This window comes from Arthrobacter cryoconiti, assembly GCF_020905375.1.
Lineage (GTDB): Bacteria > Actinomycetota > Actinomycetes > Actinomycetales > Micrococcaceae > Specibacter > Specibacter cryoconiti.
Window position 1 is genome coordinate 120,274 of record NZ_JAJJBU010000013.1, and the last position, 17,022, is coordinate 137,295.

A 17,022-nucleotide genomic window follows, 5' to 3' on the forward strand; every position below is an offset into this window, starting at 1 on the left:
GCTGATCCCGTGCAGCGCTATGCCGAGAGCGGAGTCGTTAGTGCTTTATGACTCTCCTTGCGCGAAGTGCGGTTGACCGTGTGCCCCATCACATGGAATATTTATAGAACGAACGGTCGGTAAGTTAGCGATCGAGTTCCCGCGGACGGCAGCTGCCGCTCCGCTCGGCTCGCTGGAAGGGCGCATCCATGGCAACACCAGAGGCATTTTTAGTCGGTGGCGTTCGCACGCCGGTTGGGCGTTATGGCGGGGCACTTTCTAGCGTCAGGCCCGACGATCTCGCCGCGCTGGCCATCTCAGAGCTCTTGGCACGCACAGGGATTGACCCCGCAGCTGTGGATGAGGTCATCTTCGGCAACGCGAATGGGGCGGGCGAAGAAAACCGCAACGTTGCCCGCATGGCCTGGCTACTGGCTGGCTTCCCCGACACCGTTCCCGGAATCACCGTCAACCGGCTGTGCGCCTCTGGAATGAGCGCCATCACGATGGCGTCCCACATGATCAAAGCTGGTGCTGCGGACATCGTGGTGGCCGGCGGGGTTGAATCGATGTCCCGAGCGCCCTGGGTGATGGCCAAGCCCGAGAAGGCTTTCTCGAAACCGGGAGCCAGCTTTGACACCTCGATCGGCTGGCGTTTTGCCAATCCAAACTTCCTGTCCGGGGAGCTCTCCCGTGACGGCAAGATGACGTTCTCCATGACCGAAACGGCGGAGGAAGTAGCCCGTCGTTTCAACACTTCCCGTGAAGACTGCGACGCTTTCGCCGTACGTTCGCACGAGCTGGCGCTCGCAGCCATTGCTGCGGGCCGCTTCGCCGAGGAGATCGTCCCGGTGACGGTTCGGGGCCGCAAGTCTGACACAGTGGTGGACACCGATGAGGGTCCCCGTGAAGGCACCACGCTGGATGTCCTTGCCGGGCTCCGCGCCGTAGTCAAGGGTGGCTCCGTGGTCACCGCTGGCAACTCTTCAACGCTTAACGACGGCTCCTCAGCCATCATCGTGGCATCTGCTGCTGCGATAAAAAAGTATGGCCTCACCCCTCGCGCCCGGATCGTCGACGGCGCCGCAGCTGGCCTGGCCCCGGAAATCATGGGGATGGGTCCCGTGGCAGCGAGCCGCAAAGTTCTGGAGCGCCAGGGCGTGAACGCAAGCCAACTAGCCGCCGTCGAACTCAACGAGGCCTTCGCTTCGCAGTCCTTGGCCAGCATGAGGGAGCTGCGCTTGGACCCCGCGATTGTCAATAATGACGGCGGCGCGATATCTCTGGGTCACCCGCTGGGATCCTCGGGTTCGCGCATCGTGGTGACTCTGCTGGGGCGGCTGGAACGCGAGGCAGCCGCTGGGAGCTTGGGCCTGGCCACCATGTGTATCGGCGTGGGTCAGGGCGCGGCACTGCTAGTGGAGCGAATTTGATGACTCCCGCTGTCATGGACGACGCCGCACACCCCCTGGATCCCGCGGCTTTCGCCACGCTGTTGGTCACCGAAAATGATGGCTGCGTGGCCGTGGCGCTGAACCGGCCCGCTGTGCGCAACGCGATCGACGCGCAGATGGTGGCCGAGCTGCATGCAGTGTGCACCCATCTTGAAAGCACACCGAAGGTGCTCATCCTTTCCGGGATCCTGGGTGAGGAGAAAACCGGGACGAAGGGTATTTTTGCCTCCGGTGCGGATATCGCAGAGCTACGCGAGCGCCGTCGCGACGATGCATTAGCCGGTATTAACTCCGGATTGTTTGACCGCATCGCCAAGCTCCCCATGCCTGTCATCGCAGCCCTGGATGGCTACGCCTTGGGCGGCGGGGCTGAGCTGGCCTATGCTGCGGATTTCAGGATTGGCACGGCAGCCCTGCGGATGGGACAGCCGGAGGCGTCTTTGGGCATCATGGCGGCGGCAGGCGCTACCTGGCGGTTGAAGGAACTCGTCGGCGAACCGATGGCGAAACAGATGCTGTTGGCTGGGAAGATTCTGACGGGCGAAGACTGCTTGAGCGCCGGACTTATCACCGAGTTGGTCGAAGCTAGCGAGTTAATGGCAGCCGCGCGCGCGCTCGCTGATCGAATCGCGCGTTTGGACCCGCTGGCCGTCCAAACCACTAAACGCGTTTTCCATATGCCGCGTGAATCCCATCCGGAAGCAGACAATCAGGCCCAGGCCGAGCTGTTTGAATCACCAGCCAAGTTTGAGCGCATGCAAGCGTTCTTGGACAAAAGGAAGAAATGACTCGCACAGACGACGCTCCCTCACCTTCGGGGGCCCTTTCCCAAACCCTCCCGCAATTCGTCGGTGTTTTGGGAGGTGGGCGCATGGGGGCTGGGATCGCCCACGCCTTCCTCACCCACGGCTGTGAGGTGCTGGTGGTGGAGAGGGACGACGACGCCGCTGCTGGCGCGCGCGATCGGGTCGCTTCCGCCGTGGCCAAGTCAGTTGAACGTGGCCTTGCCGGAACGCCCGAAGACTACTTATCCAAGCTGATGGTCTCGAGCAACTACGCAGAATTTGCGCGCTGTTCATTGGTCGTGGAGGCAGTGCCGGAGATCTGGGACCTCAAGGTTTCCTCATTGCAAAACGTTGAGAAGGAACTGGCGCCGGGGGCAGTTCTAGCGTCCAACACTTCGTCGTTATCCATGACCGGGCTAGCTGCCGAGCTGGAGCGTGCGCAAAATTTCATTGGGCTGCACTTCTTCAACCCGGTCCCCGCGTCCACACTGATTGAAGTGGTTATCGCGCAGCACACCGATCCCGCTCTGGTGACTACTGCTAAAGGCTGGGTGGAGGCACTCGGCAAGACCGCCGTCGTGGTCAATGACGCACCGGGCTTCGCCTCCTCGCGGCTAGGCGTAATGCTGGCCCTGGAGGCCATGCGCATGGTGGAGGAAGGTGTGGCCAGCGCCGAAGACATCGATGCGGCCATGGTGCTGGGTTACAAACACGCAACGGGTCCGCTGCGCACCACTGACGTTGTAGGCCTAGACGTGCGGCTAGAAATTGCCGAATACCTTGCCAGCACGCTGGGTGAGCGATTTGCGCCGCCACAGATTTTGCGTGACAAGGTGGCCCGGGGAGAGCTGGGCCGCAAAAGTGGCCAAGGATTTTTCGACTGGGCCTAGCTTTTCTGCACTGCCCGCACCCACATTTCGAGTGAATGGATGGACATGAAGACCGCAATTGAAATAGTTCCTAGCTACATTCAAGACGCGTGGTGGACACCCGCGGACGGAACCGAAGGAACTGATGCCCGCGACGCCAGCACCGGTGAAGTGCTGGCCCGGGTATCGGTGGAGGGGCTAGATCTAGGCGCCGCCGTTGCACATGCACGCGGTGTTGGCCAGCGTGAACTGGGGAAGCTGACCATCCACGAGCGGGCGCTGAAACTACGCGAACTGGCCGCGTACCTCAACGACCGTCGCAAGGAACTGTACGAGGTATCTGCCCGAACCGGGGCCACGAAGATCGATTCCATGGTGGATATTGACGGCGGGATCGGAGTGCTGTTCACGTTCTCCTCCAAGGGGCGGCGCGAACTCCCCAACTCCAACGTCATCGTCGATGGTCCAGCGGAGGTGCTCTCCAAGGATGGATCATTCGTTGGCGAACATATTTATACACGCATTCCGGGTGTGGCGGTGCAGATCAACGCCTTCAACTTCCCGGTGTGGGGAATGTTGGAAAAGTTTGCACCGGCGTTCATCGCAGGTGTTCCCACGATCGTGAAGCCAGCAACGCCCAGCGGCTACTTGGCTGAGGCTGCCGTGCGCGCCATTGTGGAATCCGGGATACTCCCTGAGGGTTCCCTGCAGCTGATTTCCGGCTCCGCGCGGACACTGCTGGACGATTTGGACTACCGGGATATGGTGTCCTTCACCGGGTCCGCTACCACAGCAAATCTGCTCAAGAATCATCCCAATGTGGTCCGTGGAGGTGTCCGGTTCACCTCAGAAACGGACTCACTCAATGCCGCCATTCTGGGTCCGGACGCTGTCCCGGGGACACCCGAATTTGATGCGTTCATCAAGTCTGTGGTGACCGAGGTGACTGTTAAAGCCGGACAAAAGTGCACGTCGATCCGGCGCGTGATCGTCCCGAATGAGCTGCGCTCCGCAGTGATTGAAGCGATTGGTGCCCGCATCACAGAACGCGTGGTGCTGGGGGATCCCCGTGCCGAAGGTGTCACCATGGGTGCGCTGGCTTCCTTGGAGCAGCTAGCAGATGTCCGCTCTGCCGTGGAGACGATGATCGCGGCGGGCGGGGAGCTGGCCTTCGGAACTCTTGATGCCCCGGCGGTGACGCGCGCCGACGGCACCGTGGCGACCGTGGATGATGGCGCTTTCATGTCTCCGGTGCTGTTGAGCTGGGATGACGCCGAAGCGCCGGAAGTGCATGGGCTAGAAGCTTTTGGTCCGGTCACCAGTGTGATCGGCTATGACTCCCACGACGGCGACGTTTCCGAGGCGGTCAGGCTTGCGGCGCTGGGGGCCGGTTCCCTGGTGGCGACCGTGTGCACGAATGATCCGCAGACAGCACGGGCATTGGTGACTGGTATTGCCGCCCATCACGGGCGCGTGCTGATGCTCAACCGTGAAGACGCACGCACGTCCACCGGCCACGGTTCGCCGGTGCCACATTTGGTGCACGGTGGACCAGGGCGCGCGGGTGGTGGCGAGGAACTAGGTGGTATCCGTTCGGTGAAGCACCACATGCAGCGCACTGCTATTCAGGGCTCACCCAATATGCTCACTGCAGTTACTGGGGTCTGGCACACGGGCGCTCAGCGCATCATTGCGGGAGATCCGGAGTTCGGTGCAGTTGCCGATGCTGTGCATCCGTTCCGTAAATCGCTGGCCGAGCTGGCGATAGGCGATGCCTTTGCTTCAGGACTGCGAAAGGTGACCTTGGAGGACATCACCGCCTTCGCTAACTCCACGGGCGATACCTTTTATGCGCACACGGATGCTGTAGCCGCCGAAAAGAATCCGTTCTTCCCGGGCATTGTGGCCCACGGCTATCTGCTGGTCTCTTGGGCAGCTGGTCTGTTCGTGGAGCCTTTGCCGGGACCGGTGCTGGCAAACTACGGCTTGGAAAGCCTGCGTTTCATCACACCAGTTCCAGCTGGGGACGCTATCCGAGTGACGCTAACGGCTAAGAAGATCACCCCGCGCGTCACCGACGAATATGGTGAGGTGTGCTGGGATGCGATCCTGCATAACCAAGACGGTGAGATCGTTGCCACTTACGACGTCCTGACACTCGTTGAAAAGGAGAACACTCTCTACGCCTGAGTAGGGCAGCCTGCCGTGCTTGAAGCAAGGTGGTCCAGTTCATTCATGCAAGTGAACTGGACCACTCTTCTTTGATTGACTCTAGCTCCGCAGATAGGAGGCGCCATTGGCGTCGAGGATCGTTCCGGAGGACCACGCGGCGTCAGCGGAGGCGAGCCAGAAGATCGCGGCGGCGATTTCTTTGGCAGTTCCAACACGTCCAAATGGACTCTGCGCGCGCAGCGAGTCTCCGGCCGGCCCCTCAAGCTTGGGTAGTTGGCGGGCGGTAGCGACAAAGCCCGGAGCTATGGAGGTCACGGCGATCCCATGCGGTGCCAGCGCAACTGCGAGCGATTGCCCCAGTGCGTGAAGGGCCGCTTTCGTGGCCGCGTAGGCGGGATAAATGGGTTCTCCCACAAATGCTCCTCGAGAGCCGACATTGACTATGGCTCCTGGAGCGTTCCGGCCGATCAAATGATCTGCCATCGCCCAGGCAAGATTGGCTGCCCCGAGCAAGTTGACGTCCACCATGCGGCGAAAAACGGCCGTCCACTCTGAGTAGGAGACCTCCCCGAGCAAGTGCCGATTGCTCTCAGAGGGAGCGACTGCGGCGTTCAAGACCAGGACGTCAATGCTGCCCAGTGCGGCCACGACTTCGGCGACGAGCCGCGGTGCGACGTCGGGGTCTCCGAGGTCGCCATGAACGAGTGTGTGTCCTTTGCCAGGAAGCTGACTCAAGGTTTCCTGAGCAGCTTTTTGGTTCGTGGCGTAGTGCACGGCCACGCGATCTCCCGCCTCCGCGAATCGGTGCGCCGTTGCTGCTCCAATCCCGCCGGAGGCTCCGGTGACAAGCACGGTTCTCATAACTGAAAAATTTTCGACTCGTCGCTGGACGGCTCAAATTCCATCGCGTGACCTCCCGGTTTTTCGTTAGCTAATAGCCTTAGGCTTGCATCCATCATGTCCTAATGTTCACGATGCTCCGGTACGCGGCCGGCACTTCGGTTGTTCGCGCTCGTGTCACTGGGCAAGAGCGGTGAGGAGGTAAATCGCAAACTGCCGGCCTGAATGGAAACCCGGGCGTGAAGCCATCGCGCAGGAAGGCCATGACGCACTGCGCGCCTAGTTCAGTATGGACTTCCAGTTCCATTTCCCTGACGGAGGCCTCGATTTCAGCGGCCGAGAGAAGTTCCTTGGACAGATGCGGGGCGTAGCCGGGAGCTACTACTGCGAACGGCACGAGATCATCTCCGCGGTTTCTCTGATCGGGTGCCGAACAGAGCTAGGCGCAGAACTGCACCACCAATACTCTGGTGCTTCTGCTTCCTGCTGGGTTTCAGGCCGCAGCGCTCCTATCAAGAGCGATGCGACTTTTTTACATCCCGGGTTTACCTGATCGGTGAACCAGCGCATGCGTTGCCTGTCTAGGGGCGGTTGGTGGCGTGTTTGTCGGCGAAGTTCCAGACGGCGCGGTGTAGCTGATCCGGTGTCTCAAGTTGGGGGAGGTGTCCGGCGTCGTGGATCAAGTGAAACTGGGCGTTCGGGATCGAATCGGCGTAGGCGCGGCCATGTTCAGGCGGCACAATGCGGTCGGCGGCACCCCATATGACGAGGGTGGCTACGGTGATTGCGGGCAGACGTTCTAGGAGCCCGGGGTCGGCCATAGTTGTGCCTCCGTAAGTTAGCAACGCGGCACGGTTGGCTCCCATCAGGGCTTTTTGGGGCTCGGGTAGCGCGGTGACGTCGAAGCGGAACGCTTCCGGCTGGTAGTAGCTAAGGGATGCAACTTGATCCATCGTGAGGCTGAAAAAATCTACGATCGGGTGCGCGTCGATCTGCAGACCAACGGCGTCGACGAGCACGACGCTGCTGATGCGCTCCGAGCCAAGAAGGGCCATCTCCGCCGCGATCCAACCGCCGATCGAGTTGCCGATGACGGTGACATCGATGAGGTCAAGTTCGTCAAGCAAGCGCGAATAAACCTCGGCCAGCGCGGCGATGCGCGTGAGCCCCTCGGGGCGGGGCGTTCCGCCAAATCCGGGGTGCGTGGGGATGATGACATGGGCGTTTTCGGTGGTAGTGAGCAGTTCGGCGAAGCCGGTGACCGACTGGGGTCCGGCACCGCCGTGAAGTAGTAGAAACGGGTGGCCGTGGCCGCGTTCGGTAAGGCTGACATCGACCTTGCCGGTTTTCGGGCTCGTGAGGGTGTGCGTGCTGGTGGTGGTATCGATGCGGGTCATTTCGTCTCCTTGGAATGGATGTGTTGCTTCTTGTGAGTCTGTGCAGAAAGGCTAAAGCTGGGGGCTAGTTCTGGGGGATGGGGCGGCGGGCCAGGAGCAGCGCAGCGGCGGTGCCGGTGAAGACCAGTAAGGCTAGAACGATAATCGCGCAAGCGCGTACGGCCGATGCGTAGTCGGCATTTGTGTGTATTTGGGCCGCGAAGATGGCACCAAGGACGGCTGCTCCGAGGGCGGCGCCGAGTTGGCGCAAAGCGTTGTTGCCTGCGCCGGCCATTCCAGCAAGTTCCGCCGGTACCGATTGGATGGCCACCGCGGAGCTGGTGGCCATGACCAGACCACTGCCAGTTCCTAGAATCGCTAGACGCCAGGCGAATCCGCCGAGGTCGGTGGAGTCGGAGATGCTCAGTAGGCTCGTTAGACCGGTTGCCGCAATGAAAATCCCGGCAAGCAAAATGGTGCGAGAACTGAAAATTGATGTCAAGCGAGCTGCTGCGAGGCTGGCAATGGCATTGCCGCCGAATAGACAACCCAGCCGGATGGCGATGCCAAAGTCAGACGCCTGCTGGTGGGCGAAGAACAGGCTGAGGATGAACACCACGCCGACGAGCGTGAAGAGTACCGCCATGGCGCTCACGCCAGCGGCGGTGAAGCCACCAGAGGCGAACAATCGAAGTTGTAGCAATGGGGACTTTGCGCGGTGCTCGACGCGTGTAAACAAGCCAAGGCCGAGGGTGCCAAGGGCTAGGGCGCCCCAGGTTGCCGGGCTGCCATATCCGCTAGTGCCAGCCTGGATGACGCCGTAAACGAGGGCAATGATGCCCACGGCGCCTGTAATTTGGCCCAGCCAGTCCAGTTGGCGTCCGTTCGGCGCGGAGGACTCATGTGCTCTCATTATGCCGAACACTCCAATACCGACGGCGAGTATAGAGATTGGCAGAAAAAGACAGCGCCAGCTTGTGTGATCGGTGATTATTCCGGAGAGGAATGCCCCGCAGCCTAGGCCCACGACGTTGCAGGCGGCCCATGTTGCGATGGCTCGGGTCCGGTTCGCGGGGGCGGCCGTGGCGGCTATTAGCGCCAATGTAGAGGACATTACGAGGCCGGCCCCGATACCCGCGGTGGCTTGGCCGACCCACAAGAGGTGCACCGCGTGGCTACTGGTGAGCCCTCCTGCTAAGTATCCAAGCATCGTACCGAGAGTGGTCAAGGCAAGTCCTGCCAACGCGATCCGTTTGCGTCCATAGAGGTCACCGAGCACTCCAGCGGAGAGAACAACGCTGGCCAGGGCGACGGCGAAGGCGTCGGTCACCCACTGCAGGTCACTGGTACTCGCCCCCGTGCTGGTGCCGATCGTACCCAGCACACCGTTGACCGCGGAGAAGGGTAAATACGACACCAGGATTGCCGCGCAAGCAAAGGCTAGCGTCGGCAACACGTGCGGTAAATCGTCGCTAGCTATCGGGATATCAGGGCCTGCGGCGTAGGGGCGGAGCGGCAAACCAGCGACGCTTTTTTCTATGAACATATCAACAACTTTAGATCAATATGTTGAGATCAACAAGTTTAGTTATTTTGATATGCTGTCCTATATGGACAAATCACTGCAGGACCTTGGTTTATCGGTGAAGCGGCTACAGATGCGCCACCATGACGGGCTAACCGCCGGGCTGGCACCCTTGGGAATAAGCCTCGTGCAATGGGACGCGCTGCGCCATCTACACCAAAATCCGGGCGCATCACTGCACGACCTGGCTCAACTCACCTTTCAATCCGATCAGGGGTTTGGTACCTTGGCTGGCCGCATGATCACCCGGGAGCTGATTGAACGCATGCCAGGCCCTGGCCGGGCAGTGCGGCATCGGTTGACCGCCAAGGGTGAGAAACTCCGGGAACAAGGCGCGTATATTGTTGACGCCGTGTTCGCGGAGTCCTTTCGACCCCTGACGGCCGCTCAGCGAGAGACCCTCGATGAGCTGCTGGCGCAGCTACTGGCTCATCCCCTGTGAAATCGCGCAAATCCTCAACCGCATAAGCTGCGTAGGACTAGGGCTTCAGGGTATCGTCAAGCCAATCGAACATCCGCTGATGAAAGAGTGTGAGCGCTCCTGAATGACAGTGTTCGCCCGCGCCTTCGGAGGCCGTAAAGCTCATGAAGGTTTTCGGGCAGGTGAGGGCATCGTAAAGCATGACTGGTTGCCCTGTGAAGAAATGGTCTTCTTCTGCCTCGCACACCAGAGTCGGGCACTTGATCTGCGCCGCGACGTCCGTCAAATCATACTTGCCGACTTCCCCGAATAACCCCTGAGCGGTGTTGATTCCGAACGTCCACATGGCATTCGAGAGTTGCCAACACATCGCGGTCGGCAATTCTGTGCGATGGGCCAGCAAGTTTTCCATTGCACCAAGTCGCTGTTGCGGTTCAATCTTCTGAGCATCCAAGCCCGAGGTGAAGGCCCTAGCAAGGCTAAATAGGCCGTCGTAAGCGATGCATGCTGCGATCCGGGGTTCGAAGGCTGCGGCCCGAGGTGCCAGGTAACCTCCCATGCTCATCCCCAACAGTGCGATTCGGTCTGGGTCTACCCCCGGAAGAGTGATGGCGAAGTCTACAACCGGGGTAACGATGGCCTCCCAATCGTGCCGGAACTTGATTTTTTTGATACGCAGCGCGGAGCCCTGTCCGGGGCCCTCGAAGATTAGGCAGTTGTACCCGTGCTGTCGGGCAGCCTCGCCAACGGAGAAGTACATCTCCTCGACCGTCGAGTCGAAACCGCCGTGTGCGAGCAGCGTGGGCCCAGGACGATCTCCGCTGACGTTGAGGTAATAGCCCTCGAGGAGCGTTCCCTCGTAAGGGATTTGTACGCGCGTCCATCGAGCTTGAATCTCGGGAGCGTTTCTAAACGTCTCAATGGCACGCCGGGAAGATTTGGCCACCCTTGGATCATTGTCGGGATCATCGCGTAGGAAAAACTCAGCTGTCCGGTAGTAGTTGGACGCCCGCAAGTAGGCGCTATTCGCACTGACGTCGTGTCCATTGGCGGCGCAAGTATCGCCGATCGAAGCAACTCGGTCTGCAAGCGCATTCCATTCCCGGTACCAGGAGTCACCATCGCCGGCGGTTACTCGTTCTGCTGTCGAAATGACTTCTCCGATGTCAGCCCCACCGTAGGGGGTGTATCCAATCGAACGCAGCGTTTCATACGAAAAAGTTTCATCGGTGTCGAAGACTAAACGCATACCAGCTCCTCTGTTATCGCAACTGAACGTTGCTATGATATGAGGATGGCATAGCATTTCTCTTAAAGCAACCAAATGAGGCGTTTAGTGGTGAATGGCCAGGTGGTTCAAGGCTTACGGACAGGGGGCCGCAGTGCTCGGATACGCGAGTCTGTGCTTTCCGCCGCCTTTATCGAATTAGCGGAAAGCGGTTATGCGGACCTAAGTGTGGAGGCGGTGGCATCTCGAGCTGGGGTCAACAAGACCACCATCTATCGACGGTGGCAGACTCTTGAAGACCTCCTTGTGGATGCGCTCACGGTGGGGGCGCTGGAGATTCCCATTCCGGACACCGGCAGCGTTGAGGGTGATTTGCTTGCGGTAGGCCATGAATTGGCCAAACTACTGAACGACGGCGTGGGCCGCCAGATCGCGACGTTCGTCTTTACTGCCGGTCTCCGCTCTTCTGAACTGCGGGAAGCAACCAGAGGCTACTTCGAGGACCAGGCGGTGCGGGCGATTCCGATTATCGTTCGGGCGATCGATCGTGGCGAACTCCCGACTGACTGCGATGCCAGCGCATTGCTCACCACTTTCCGCGCGCCGCTGTTCTACCAGCTGGTCACCACGGGGGACCCTATTGATGTGGAGCTCATCGCCCAAGCCACGCGCGTTGCCCTGACTGCGGCGCGGGCCGGTTTGTTGGCAAAGTGAACCCCCGGGGGTGTTTCCACTCGCAGCGCCTAAGGGGTCGCTGGGGTGGGGGAACTCGCACCTGTTTCAGTTTTCCACCGCGCGTCAAACGCGAATACTTGCGAAGCTGTCAGTTAGCTGATAGACACTGAGACTATGAGTAGGATCACAGCTCGACGACGAATCACTCGTGTTAAGTTAGGCGATTCACCGATCCGGCAAGAAGATGTACTGGCAGTCGAAGAGCCTCTGGAAATCAGGGTCGGCGGTCGATCGCTCGCTGTAACTATGCGTACGCCGGGTCATGACTTTGACTTAGCTGCCGGCTTTCTCGTCTCAGAGGGTGTGATTACCCGTGGCGGTGAATTCGCCCAGGCGAGGTACTGCGCCGGTGCGACGGTTGAGGGAGTCAACACCTATAACGTGCTGGATGTGACCTTGGCGGACGGTGTCGCCCCACCAGATCCCAGCTTGGAACGCAATTTCTACACCACTAGTTCTTGTGGTGTCTGTGGGAAGGCCAGCATCGACATGGTGCGCACTCAATCGGCCTATGAAGTTGCCGAAGATCCGCTTCGGATTGATGCCGCGGTCTTGGCGAGCTTCCCGGACAAGCTTCGGGCAGAACAGATGGTCTTCGAGAAAACCGGGGGGCTGCACGCCGCAGGCCTTTTTGACGGAAAGACTGGCAAAATGCTTGTTCTTCGTGAAGACGTGGGCCGGCACAATGCCGTGGATAAAGTCATCGGCTGGGCCGTCAAAGAAGACCGGCTTCCGCTGCGCGGTACCGTTCTGATGGTTTCGGGGCGGGCCAGCTTCGAATTGACTCAGAAGGCAAAGATGGCGGGTATCCCCGTCCTGGCGGCTGTTTCGGCACCGTCGTCCTTAGCCGCCGAATTGGCAGTTGAGGTGGGATTGACTTTGGTGGGTTTCCTGCGTGGGGACTCAATGGTGATCTACTCTGGCGACCAGCGAGTGGTCGAAGTCGACGCAACGGTGAAAGAAGGTAGTTTCGCATGACTGGAAAAGCCCCGATTGAGGATATCAACGAAGATGCCACGGAGATGGTCGTCGGAGAGCCTAAGACGTGGGCTGCCGGGGTGCCTGGGGTCACCCACTCCATGGGCCCTGCTTTTGCGGAAATGGGGATTGGCCGCAGTCTGAAACTTATGACGAACATGAACCAGAAGGATGGCTTCGACTGCATGAGCTGTGCGTGGCCGGATCCGGATCACCGCAAATCGTTTGAGTTCTGTGAAAATGGCGCTAAGGCTGTCACCTGGGAGGCCACTCCTGTCACTATTCCTAGGAGTTTTTGGTCGGAGTATTCAATCACCAATCTGTTGGATAAATCAGAGTATTGGTTAGGCATGCAGGGCCGGTTGGTTGAGCCTCTCTACAAGCCCAAGGGCAAGGACAACTATCAGCCCATTAGCTGGGATAACGCGTTCAGGCTCGTAGGCGATCGACTCAAGGAGCTTGAATCTCCGAATGAAGCTACGTTCTACACCAGTGGACGTACGGCAAATGAGACGGCTTTCATCTATCAACTGCTGGCTCGATCCTTTGGTACCAACAACCTCCCTGACTGTTCCAATATGTGCCATGAATCCACCGGAAAGGCCATGGGTGAGGTCATTGGCATTGGGAAGAATACGATCGCTTACAAGGACTTCGCGAAGGCTGACCTGATCATCGTTATGGGTCAAAACCCCGGAACGAACCACCCTCGGATGCTGACAGCGTTGGAGGAGGCGAAAGAGGCCGGGGCGGAGATTGTGGCTATTAACCCGCTTCTCGAGGCTGGGCTGATCCGCTACAAGAACCCGCAAAAGGTCAAGGGGATCATCGGTCACGGTACGGGCCTTGCCGATCAATATCTGCAGATCCGCGCCGGAGGTGACGGCTGGCTCATGAAGGCAATTTCCAAACAAGTTTTGGACGCCGAAGCAGCGGCACCAGGAGCGGTACTCGACCACAAATTCATTGATGAGCATTGTTCCGGCCTTGAAGAATTCGCGGATCATGTTTCCGGATTGGATCATGAAGCTGTGCTCCGGGCCACGGGGCTGACGACGGCGGAAATCGATGAGCTTGCTGCGCGGTATCTAAAGGCAGACAAAGTGATCATCACGTGGGCAATGGGGCTGACGCAGCACAAAGACGCCGTATCCATCATCAAAGAAGTGATCAATTTACTCCTTCTTCGCGGAAACATGGGTAAGCCTGGGGCTGGTGCCTCTCCGATCCGAGGTCACAGCAATGTCCAAGGTGACCGAACAATGGGAATTTGGGAGCAGATGCCCCCGGCTTTCTTGGATAAGCTCCAGGCGGAATTCAACTTCGATCCGCCCCGCGAGGATGGCTATGACGTGGTCAAAGCCGTCGAAGCGATGCTTGACCACAAGACCAAAGTATGGATCGCCATGGGCGGCAATATGGTAGCTGCGGTCTCAGATACCGTGGCAGCCGAAGCCGGCTTCCGTAACGTGGGCCTCAATGTTCAGATCTCAACGAAACTGAATCGTAATCACCTCACGGTGGGCGAGGAAGCTTTGATTTTGCCGACTATGGGCCGCACCGACATCGATGTCCAGGCGTCTGGCCCGCAGATGGTTACCGTTGAAGATTCCGTCTGTGCGATTCACGCGAGCCGCGGCAAAGTTCCGCCGGTCTCGGATAATTTGCTGTCGGAGATTTCGATCGTCACCCGGATTGCGCGGGCAGTCTTCGGCGACGACGGACCGATCAACTGGGCCGGGTTCGAGGCGAACTATGACACTATTCGCGATCACATTGAACATGTCGTTAAGGGCTTCGATAACTTCAATGAGCGGCTCAAGAGAGACAACGGCTTTATCCTCCCGCACGGACCGCGTGATTCGCGTACCTTCAACACGCCGTCGGGCAAGGCACTCATTACCGTCAACGAACTTGAATACATCGATTGCCCGCCGGGGCGCCTTCTGCTTCAGTCAATGCGCGCACACGATCAGTTCAATACGACTATTTACAGTCTTGATGACCGCTACCGTGGCATCAAGAAGAGTCGGCGAGTGATTTTTGTCAATCCGGACGACCTAACGCAGCTCGGCGTCAAAGATGGTCAAATCGTCGATGTGCACAGCGAGTTTACCGACAATGTTGACAGGGTGGTGCGCAATTTCAAAGTTGTTTCCTTCCCGACTTCACGCGGGTGTGCGGCGACGTACTTTCCGGAAGGAAACCCCCTTGTCCCGCTGGGCTTCACGGCTGATGGCAGCAACACCCCGGCGTCCAAGTCGGTCGTCATCAGGCTAGAACCTGTTTCGACGCAAGATGTGCAAGAAGCGAACAGTACACCGGAAGGACTATTAGCGGGAGCGTAACGATGGCGGCCCGCAGAGAGATTCCGGCGGGCCGCCCGCAAGGTGTGTGCATCACGAGGGTCCTGAAAGAAGACTTGTTCAACACCAATAGAGAGGTAGAGCTATGTCATCACTAGCTGCTGCGACCGGGGGAACGGCCAAGACACCGACGGCTGGACGATGGGGGATTGTGATAGCAGCGCTATTGCTGCAGTTCTCCATCGGTGCCGTCTACGCGTGGAGCGTCTTTAGCTCGGCGCTGAAGAAGCCTGATGCCATGGGGCTCACCAACCCCGAAGCGTCCCTGCCTTTCACCGTCACTATTGGCATGATCTTCATCGGAAGTTACATTGGTGGAAGAATCCAAGACAAAAAAGGACCGCGACCGGTGGCGCTGACCGGTGGCGTCATCTATGCCATCGGGTGCATCATCGCCTCGTTTGCGCTCTCGCATGACAATACTCAACTGTGGCTTCTGGTCTTAGGGTATGGGGTTATCAGTGGCTTTGGCCTAGGGTTCGCCTACATTGTGCCGATCGCCATGTTGCAGAAATGGTTCCCCGACAAGCGCGGACTTATTACCGGCCTCGCTGTGGCAGGGTTCGGATTCGGTGCCGTCCTTACCGCTCCCGTCGCCCAGTGGCTGATCGCTATGGCTCCGACCGAGCCGAACCGGGCGTTCTTGCCTCTCGGCATCGGTTACCTAGTGCTTGCTGTTATCGGGGCATCGTTCTTTCGCAATCCACCCGCCGGATACACGGTACCGGGTTGGGTGCCCTCTGCTAATGGCAGGGCACAGGACAGCTACAAGCAGTTCACCGAGAAGGAAGCACTGCGCACTCCTCAGTGGTACCTGCTGGCGGCCATCCTTACGCTGAACGTCACAGTCGGCATCGCCTTGATCGCCCAAGCTAACTCCAGTGCTATCGACATCGCTGGGTACAGCGTTGCCGGTGCGGCGGCCTTGGTCGGCGTCCTGGCACTGTTCAACGGCGGTGGCCGTATCTTCTGGGCTTGGGTTTCTGGGAAAACCGGCCGAATGGTGGCTTTCTCCATGATGCTTGGGCTGCAGGGGATCTGCCTACTGATCATCCCGCACGCCAGTAACGCTGCGCTGTTCTTCATCCTCGCAGCCGTGATTTACCTCTGCTACGGCGGCGGGTTCGGCACCATGCCAGCGACGGCAGGTGACTTCTTTGGTGTCAAGCACGCCGGGGCGATCTACGGGCTCATGATCATCGGTTGGAGCCTCGGAGGGATTATCGGGCCGCCCATCATTGCTGCCTTGGTCGGCACTGATAAGAACTACACCCTGGGCTACACCGTGATTGGTGTCATCGCCCTAGTCGCCATAATCGTTCCAGTCATCACTAAGATGCCCAAAACCGAGGTTGCGAAAGAGGCTCACGCTAGCCAGAAGTGAATTTCCAAGAGGGTGGCGCCAGAGATGGCACCACCCTCTTTTTAACGCATTGCCCCATCGATGAGGGCGTCGAGGCCCTCATCGGCACGCCGGTATCCGAAGACGACTCTTAGGTAAAGCGGTGCGAGGATTCGGTCCAGGACATCGGAAGCCTCCGGGACATTCTCGCCACGAATCCGCGCGCGCTCGAACGCCTGATCCAGTTGCGCAGAACGCTGCTTCAAGTATCCGCGAGCCTGTTCCCGGCGCAGGATCGTATCCTCATCGCCGCCGGAGCCGGTTACATCTGAGCGGCTGAGGGCTTCGAAGAGTGAGAATCCCCCTGGCAGGACGATTTGTGCTGCTGTCGATTCCGCCCACGCCCGAAGGTCCCCGCGTAGTGATCCGGTATCTGGAATGGGTGAATCGCGGCTTATCTGCTGTGTGGCTGCATCGAGGACCAATGTGTCGACGTTGCGCCATCGTCGGTAAAGAGTAGCTTCGTGTAGTCCGGACCGGTCTGAGATTTCTCTCATGGTTAGCCCTTCACGTCCTCGCTCTGCAATCAACGCGAGGACTGCGTTGTGTGCGGCACCGGCGGTGCGGGCTGTCCGGCCGCCGGGTCGGGCTATTCCAGACGGAGAGCTTGGAGTGTTCACCCGAACGATCCTAGCTAACGCGAACTTTCTTGCAAAATCGATTCGAAGGCAGGAGCTATCAGTCTTCAAGTGAGCCAACGTCCCCTTTTGCATGAACCGTCTGCTGCGAGGTAGCCTGAGACTTAATGCAAGAACTCTTGCGTTAGTGGTGTTGTTGCGTTCTAACAATCGTTCCTCCAGCACGATTGTCTACCCGCCTCATAGCCATCACT

Annotated in this window: 14 protein-coding genes; 9 read left to right on the top strand and 5 right to left on the bottom strand. The window is 59.1% G+C overall.

What is annotated here, in order from left to right; all coding sequences use genetic code 11:
- Positions 1–188 precede the first annotated feature (188 nt).
- The 4 genes from LOH53_RS07165 to paaZ are packed head-to-tail and all read left to right on the top strand — an operon-like array spanning position 189 to position 5,277.
- A complete protein-coding gene (locus LOH53_RS07165; RefSeq protein WP_230067045.1) occupies positions 189–1,412 on the top strand; it encodes an acetyl-CoA C-acyltransferase in 1,224 nt (407 codons plus the stop codon).
- A complete protein-coding gene (locus LOH53_RS07170) occupies positions 1,412–2,221 on the top strand; it encodes an enoyl-CoA hydratase/isomerase family protein (RefSeq protein WP_230067046.1) in 810 nt (269 codons plus the stop codon). Before LOH53_RS07165 ends, LOH53_RS07170 begins: the two co-directional genes overlap by 1 nt.
- The gene (locus LOH53_RS07175; protein WP_230067047.1) at positions 2,218–3,108 is read left to right on the top strand and encodes a 3-hydroxyacyl-CoA dehydrogenase family protein; all 891 of its coding nucleotides are present in this window, start codon (positions 2,218–2,220) and stop codon (positions 3,106–3,108) included. The genes LOH53_RS07170 and LOH53_RS07175 overlap by 4 nt, the downstream gene beginning before the upstream one ends.
- Positions 3,109–3,153: 45 nt before the next feature.
- Positions 3,154–5,277 (top strand): phenylacetic acid degradation bifunctional protein PaaZ, encoded by a 2,124-nt coding sequence (paaZ, locus tag LOH53_RS07180; RefSeq protein ID WP_376991763.1) that lies wholly within the window; start codon positions 3,154–3,156, stop codon positions 5,275–5,277.
- A gap of 81 nt (positions 5,278–5,358) precedes the next feature.
- Here the strand turns inward: paaZ and LOH53_RS07185 are convergent, their stop codons facing one another.
- The 3 genes from LOH53_RS07185 to LOH53_RS07195 all read right to left on the bottom strand — a co-directional run bounded on the left by LOH53_RS07185 (position 5,359) and on the right by LOH53_RS07195 (position 9,021).
- Complete coding sequence (locus tag LOH53_RS07185) at positions 5,359–6,120, bottom strand: SDR family NAD(P)-dependent oxidoreductase (protein ID WP_230067049.1); 762 nt, start codon at positions 6,118–6,120, stop codon at positions 5,359–5,361.
- A gap of 560 nt (positions 6,121–6,680) precedes the next feature.
- Positions 6,681–7,496, bottom strand: a complete 816-nt coding sequence (locus LOH53_RS07190; RefSeq protein WP_230067050.1) for an alpha/beta fold hydrolase — start codon at positions 7,494–7,496, stop codon at positions 6,681–6,683.
- A 64-nt stretch (positions 7,497–7,560) separates the two neighbouring features.
- On the bottom strand, positions 7,561–9,021 hold the full coding sequence (locus LOH53_RS07195; RefSeq protein ID WP_230067051.1) for an MFS transporter: 1,461 nt from the start codon (positions 9,019–9,021) through the stop codon (positions 7,561–7,563).
- Positions 9,022–9,085: 64 nt separating this feature from the next.
- On the opposite strand from LOH53_RS07195, the gene LOH53_RS07200 reads away from it, so the two are divergent.
- Positions 9,086–9,502 (top strand): MarR family winged helix-turn-helix transcriptional regulator, encoded by a 417-nt coding sequence (locus LOH53_RS07200; protein WP_230067052.1) that lies wholly within the window; start codon positions 9,086–9,088, stop codon positions 9,500–9,502.
- A 37-nt stretch (positions 9,503–9,539) separates the two neighbouring features.
- On the opposite strand, the gene LOH53_RS07205 is transcribed toward LOH53_RS07200, so the two are convergent.
- Positions 9,540–10,730 (bottom strand): alpha/beta hydrolase family protein, encoded by a 1,191-nt coding sequence (locus LOH53_RS07205; protein WP_230067053.1) that lies wholly within the window; start codon positions 10,728–10,730, stop codon positions 9,540–9,542.
- A gap of 75 nt (positions 10,731–10,805) precedes the next feature.
- On the opposite strand from LOH53_RS07205, the gene LOH53_RS07210 reads away from it, so the two are divergent.
- The 4 genes from LOH53_RS07210 (at position 10,806) to LOH53_RS07225 (ending at position 16,172) form a co-directional block, all read left to right on the top strand.
- A complete protein-coding gene (locus LOH53_RS07210; RefSeq protein ID WP_230067054.1) occupies positions 10,806–11,423 on the top strand; it encodes a TetR/AcrR family transcriptional regulator in 618 nt (205 codons plus the stop codon).
- A 135-nt stretch (positions 11,424–11,558) separates the two neighbouring features.
- Positions 11,559–12,422, top strand: a complete 864-nt coding sequence (gene fdhD, locus LOH53_RS07215) for a formate dehydrogenase accessory sulfurtransferase FdhD (RefSeq protein WP_230067055.1) — start codon at positions 11,559–11,561, stop codon at positions 12,420–12,422.
- On the top strand, positions 12,419–14,770 hold the full coding sequence (locus LOH53_RS07220) for an FdhF/YdeP family oxidoreductase (protein WP_230067056.1): 2,352 nt from the start codon (positions 12,419–12,421) through the stop codon (positions 14,768–14,770). The genes fdhD and LOH53_RS07220 overlap by 4 nt, the downstream gene beginning before the upstream one ends.
- 103 nt (positions 14,771–14,873) lie before the next feature.
- Positions 14,874–16,172, top strand: a complete 1,299-nt coding sequence (locus LOH53_RS07225) for an L-lactate MFS transporter (RefSeq protein ID WP_230067057.1) — start codon at positions 14,874–14,876, stop codon at positions 16,170–16,172.
- Positions 16,173–16,213: 41 nt separating this feature from the next.
- Here the strand turns inward: LOH53_RS07225 and LOH53_RS07230 are convergent, their stop codons facing one another.
- Positions 16,214–16,810, bottom strand: a complete 597-nt coding sequence (locus LOH53_RS07230) for a TetR/AcrR family transcriptional regulator (RefSeq protein ID WP_230067058.1) — start codon at positions 16,808–16,810, stop codon at positions 16,214–16,216.
- Between the last annotated feature and the right edge of the window lie 212 nt (positions 16,811–17,022).

Bases quoted from the DNA above. Each gene is read 5' to 3' on its own strand.
- LOH53_RS07165 (WP_230067045.1), top strand. From the start codon at position 189: ATGGCAACACCAGAGGCATTTTTAGTCGGTGGCGTTCGCACGCCGGTT.
- LOH53_RS07170 (WP_230067046.1), top strand. From the start codon at position 1,412: ATGACTCCCGCTGTCATGGACGACGCCGCACACCCCCTGGATCCCGCG.
- LOH53_RS07175 (WP_230067047.1), top strand. From the start codon at position 2,218: ATGACTCGCACAGACGACGCTCCCTCACCTTCGGGGGCCCTTTCCCAA.
- paaZ (WP_376991763.1), top strand. From the start codon at position 3,154: ATGAAGACCGCAATTGAAATAGTTCCTAGCTACATTCAAGACGCGTGG.
- LOH53_RS07185 (WP_230067049.1), bottom strand. From the start codon at position 6,120: ATGAGAACCGTGCTTGTCACCGGAGCCTCCGGCGGGATTGGAGCAGCA.
- LOH53_RS07190 (WP_230067050.1), bottom strand. From the start codon at position 7,496: ATGACCCGCATCGATACCACCACCAGCACGCACACCCTCACGAGCCCG.
- LOH53_RS07195 (WP_230067051.1), bottom strand. From the start codon at position 9,021: ATGTTCATAGAAAAAAGCGTCGCTGGTTTGCCGCTCCGCCCCTACGCC.
- LOH53_RS07200 (WP_230067052.1), top strand. From the start codon at position 9,086: ATGGACAAATCACTGCAGGACCTTGGTTTATCGGTGAAGCGGCTACAG.
- LOH53_RS07205 (WP_230067053.1), bottom strand. From the start codon at position 10,730: ATGCGTTTAGTCTTCGACACCGATGAAACTTTTTCGTATGAAACGCTG.
- LOH53_RS07210 (WP_230067054.1), top strand. From the start codon at position 10,806: ATGAGGCGTTTAGTGGTGAATGGCCAGGTGGTTCAAGGCTTACGGACA.
- fdhD (WP_230067055.1), top strand. From the start codon at position 11,559: ATGAGTAGGATCACAGCTCGACGACGAATCACTCGTGTTAAGTTAGGC.
- LOH53_RS07220 (WP_230067056.1), top strand. From the start codon at position 12,419: ATGACTGGAAAAGCCCCGATTGAGGATATCAACGAAGATGCCACGGAG.
- LOH53_RS07225 (WP_230067057.1), top strand. From the start codon at position 14,874: ATGTCATCACTAGCTGCTGCGACCGGGGGAACGGCCAAGACACCGACG.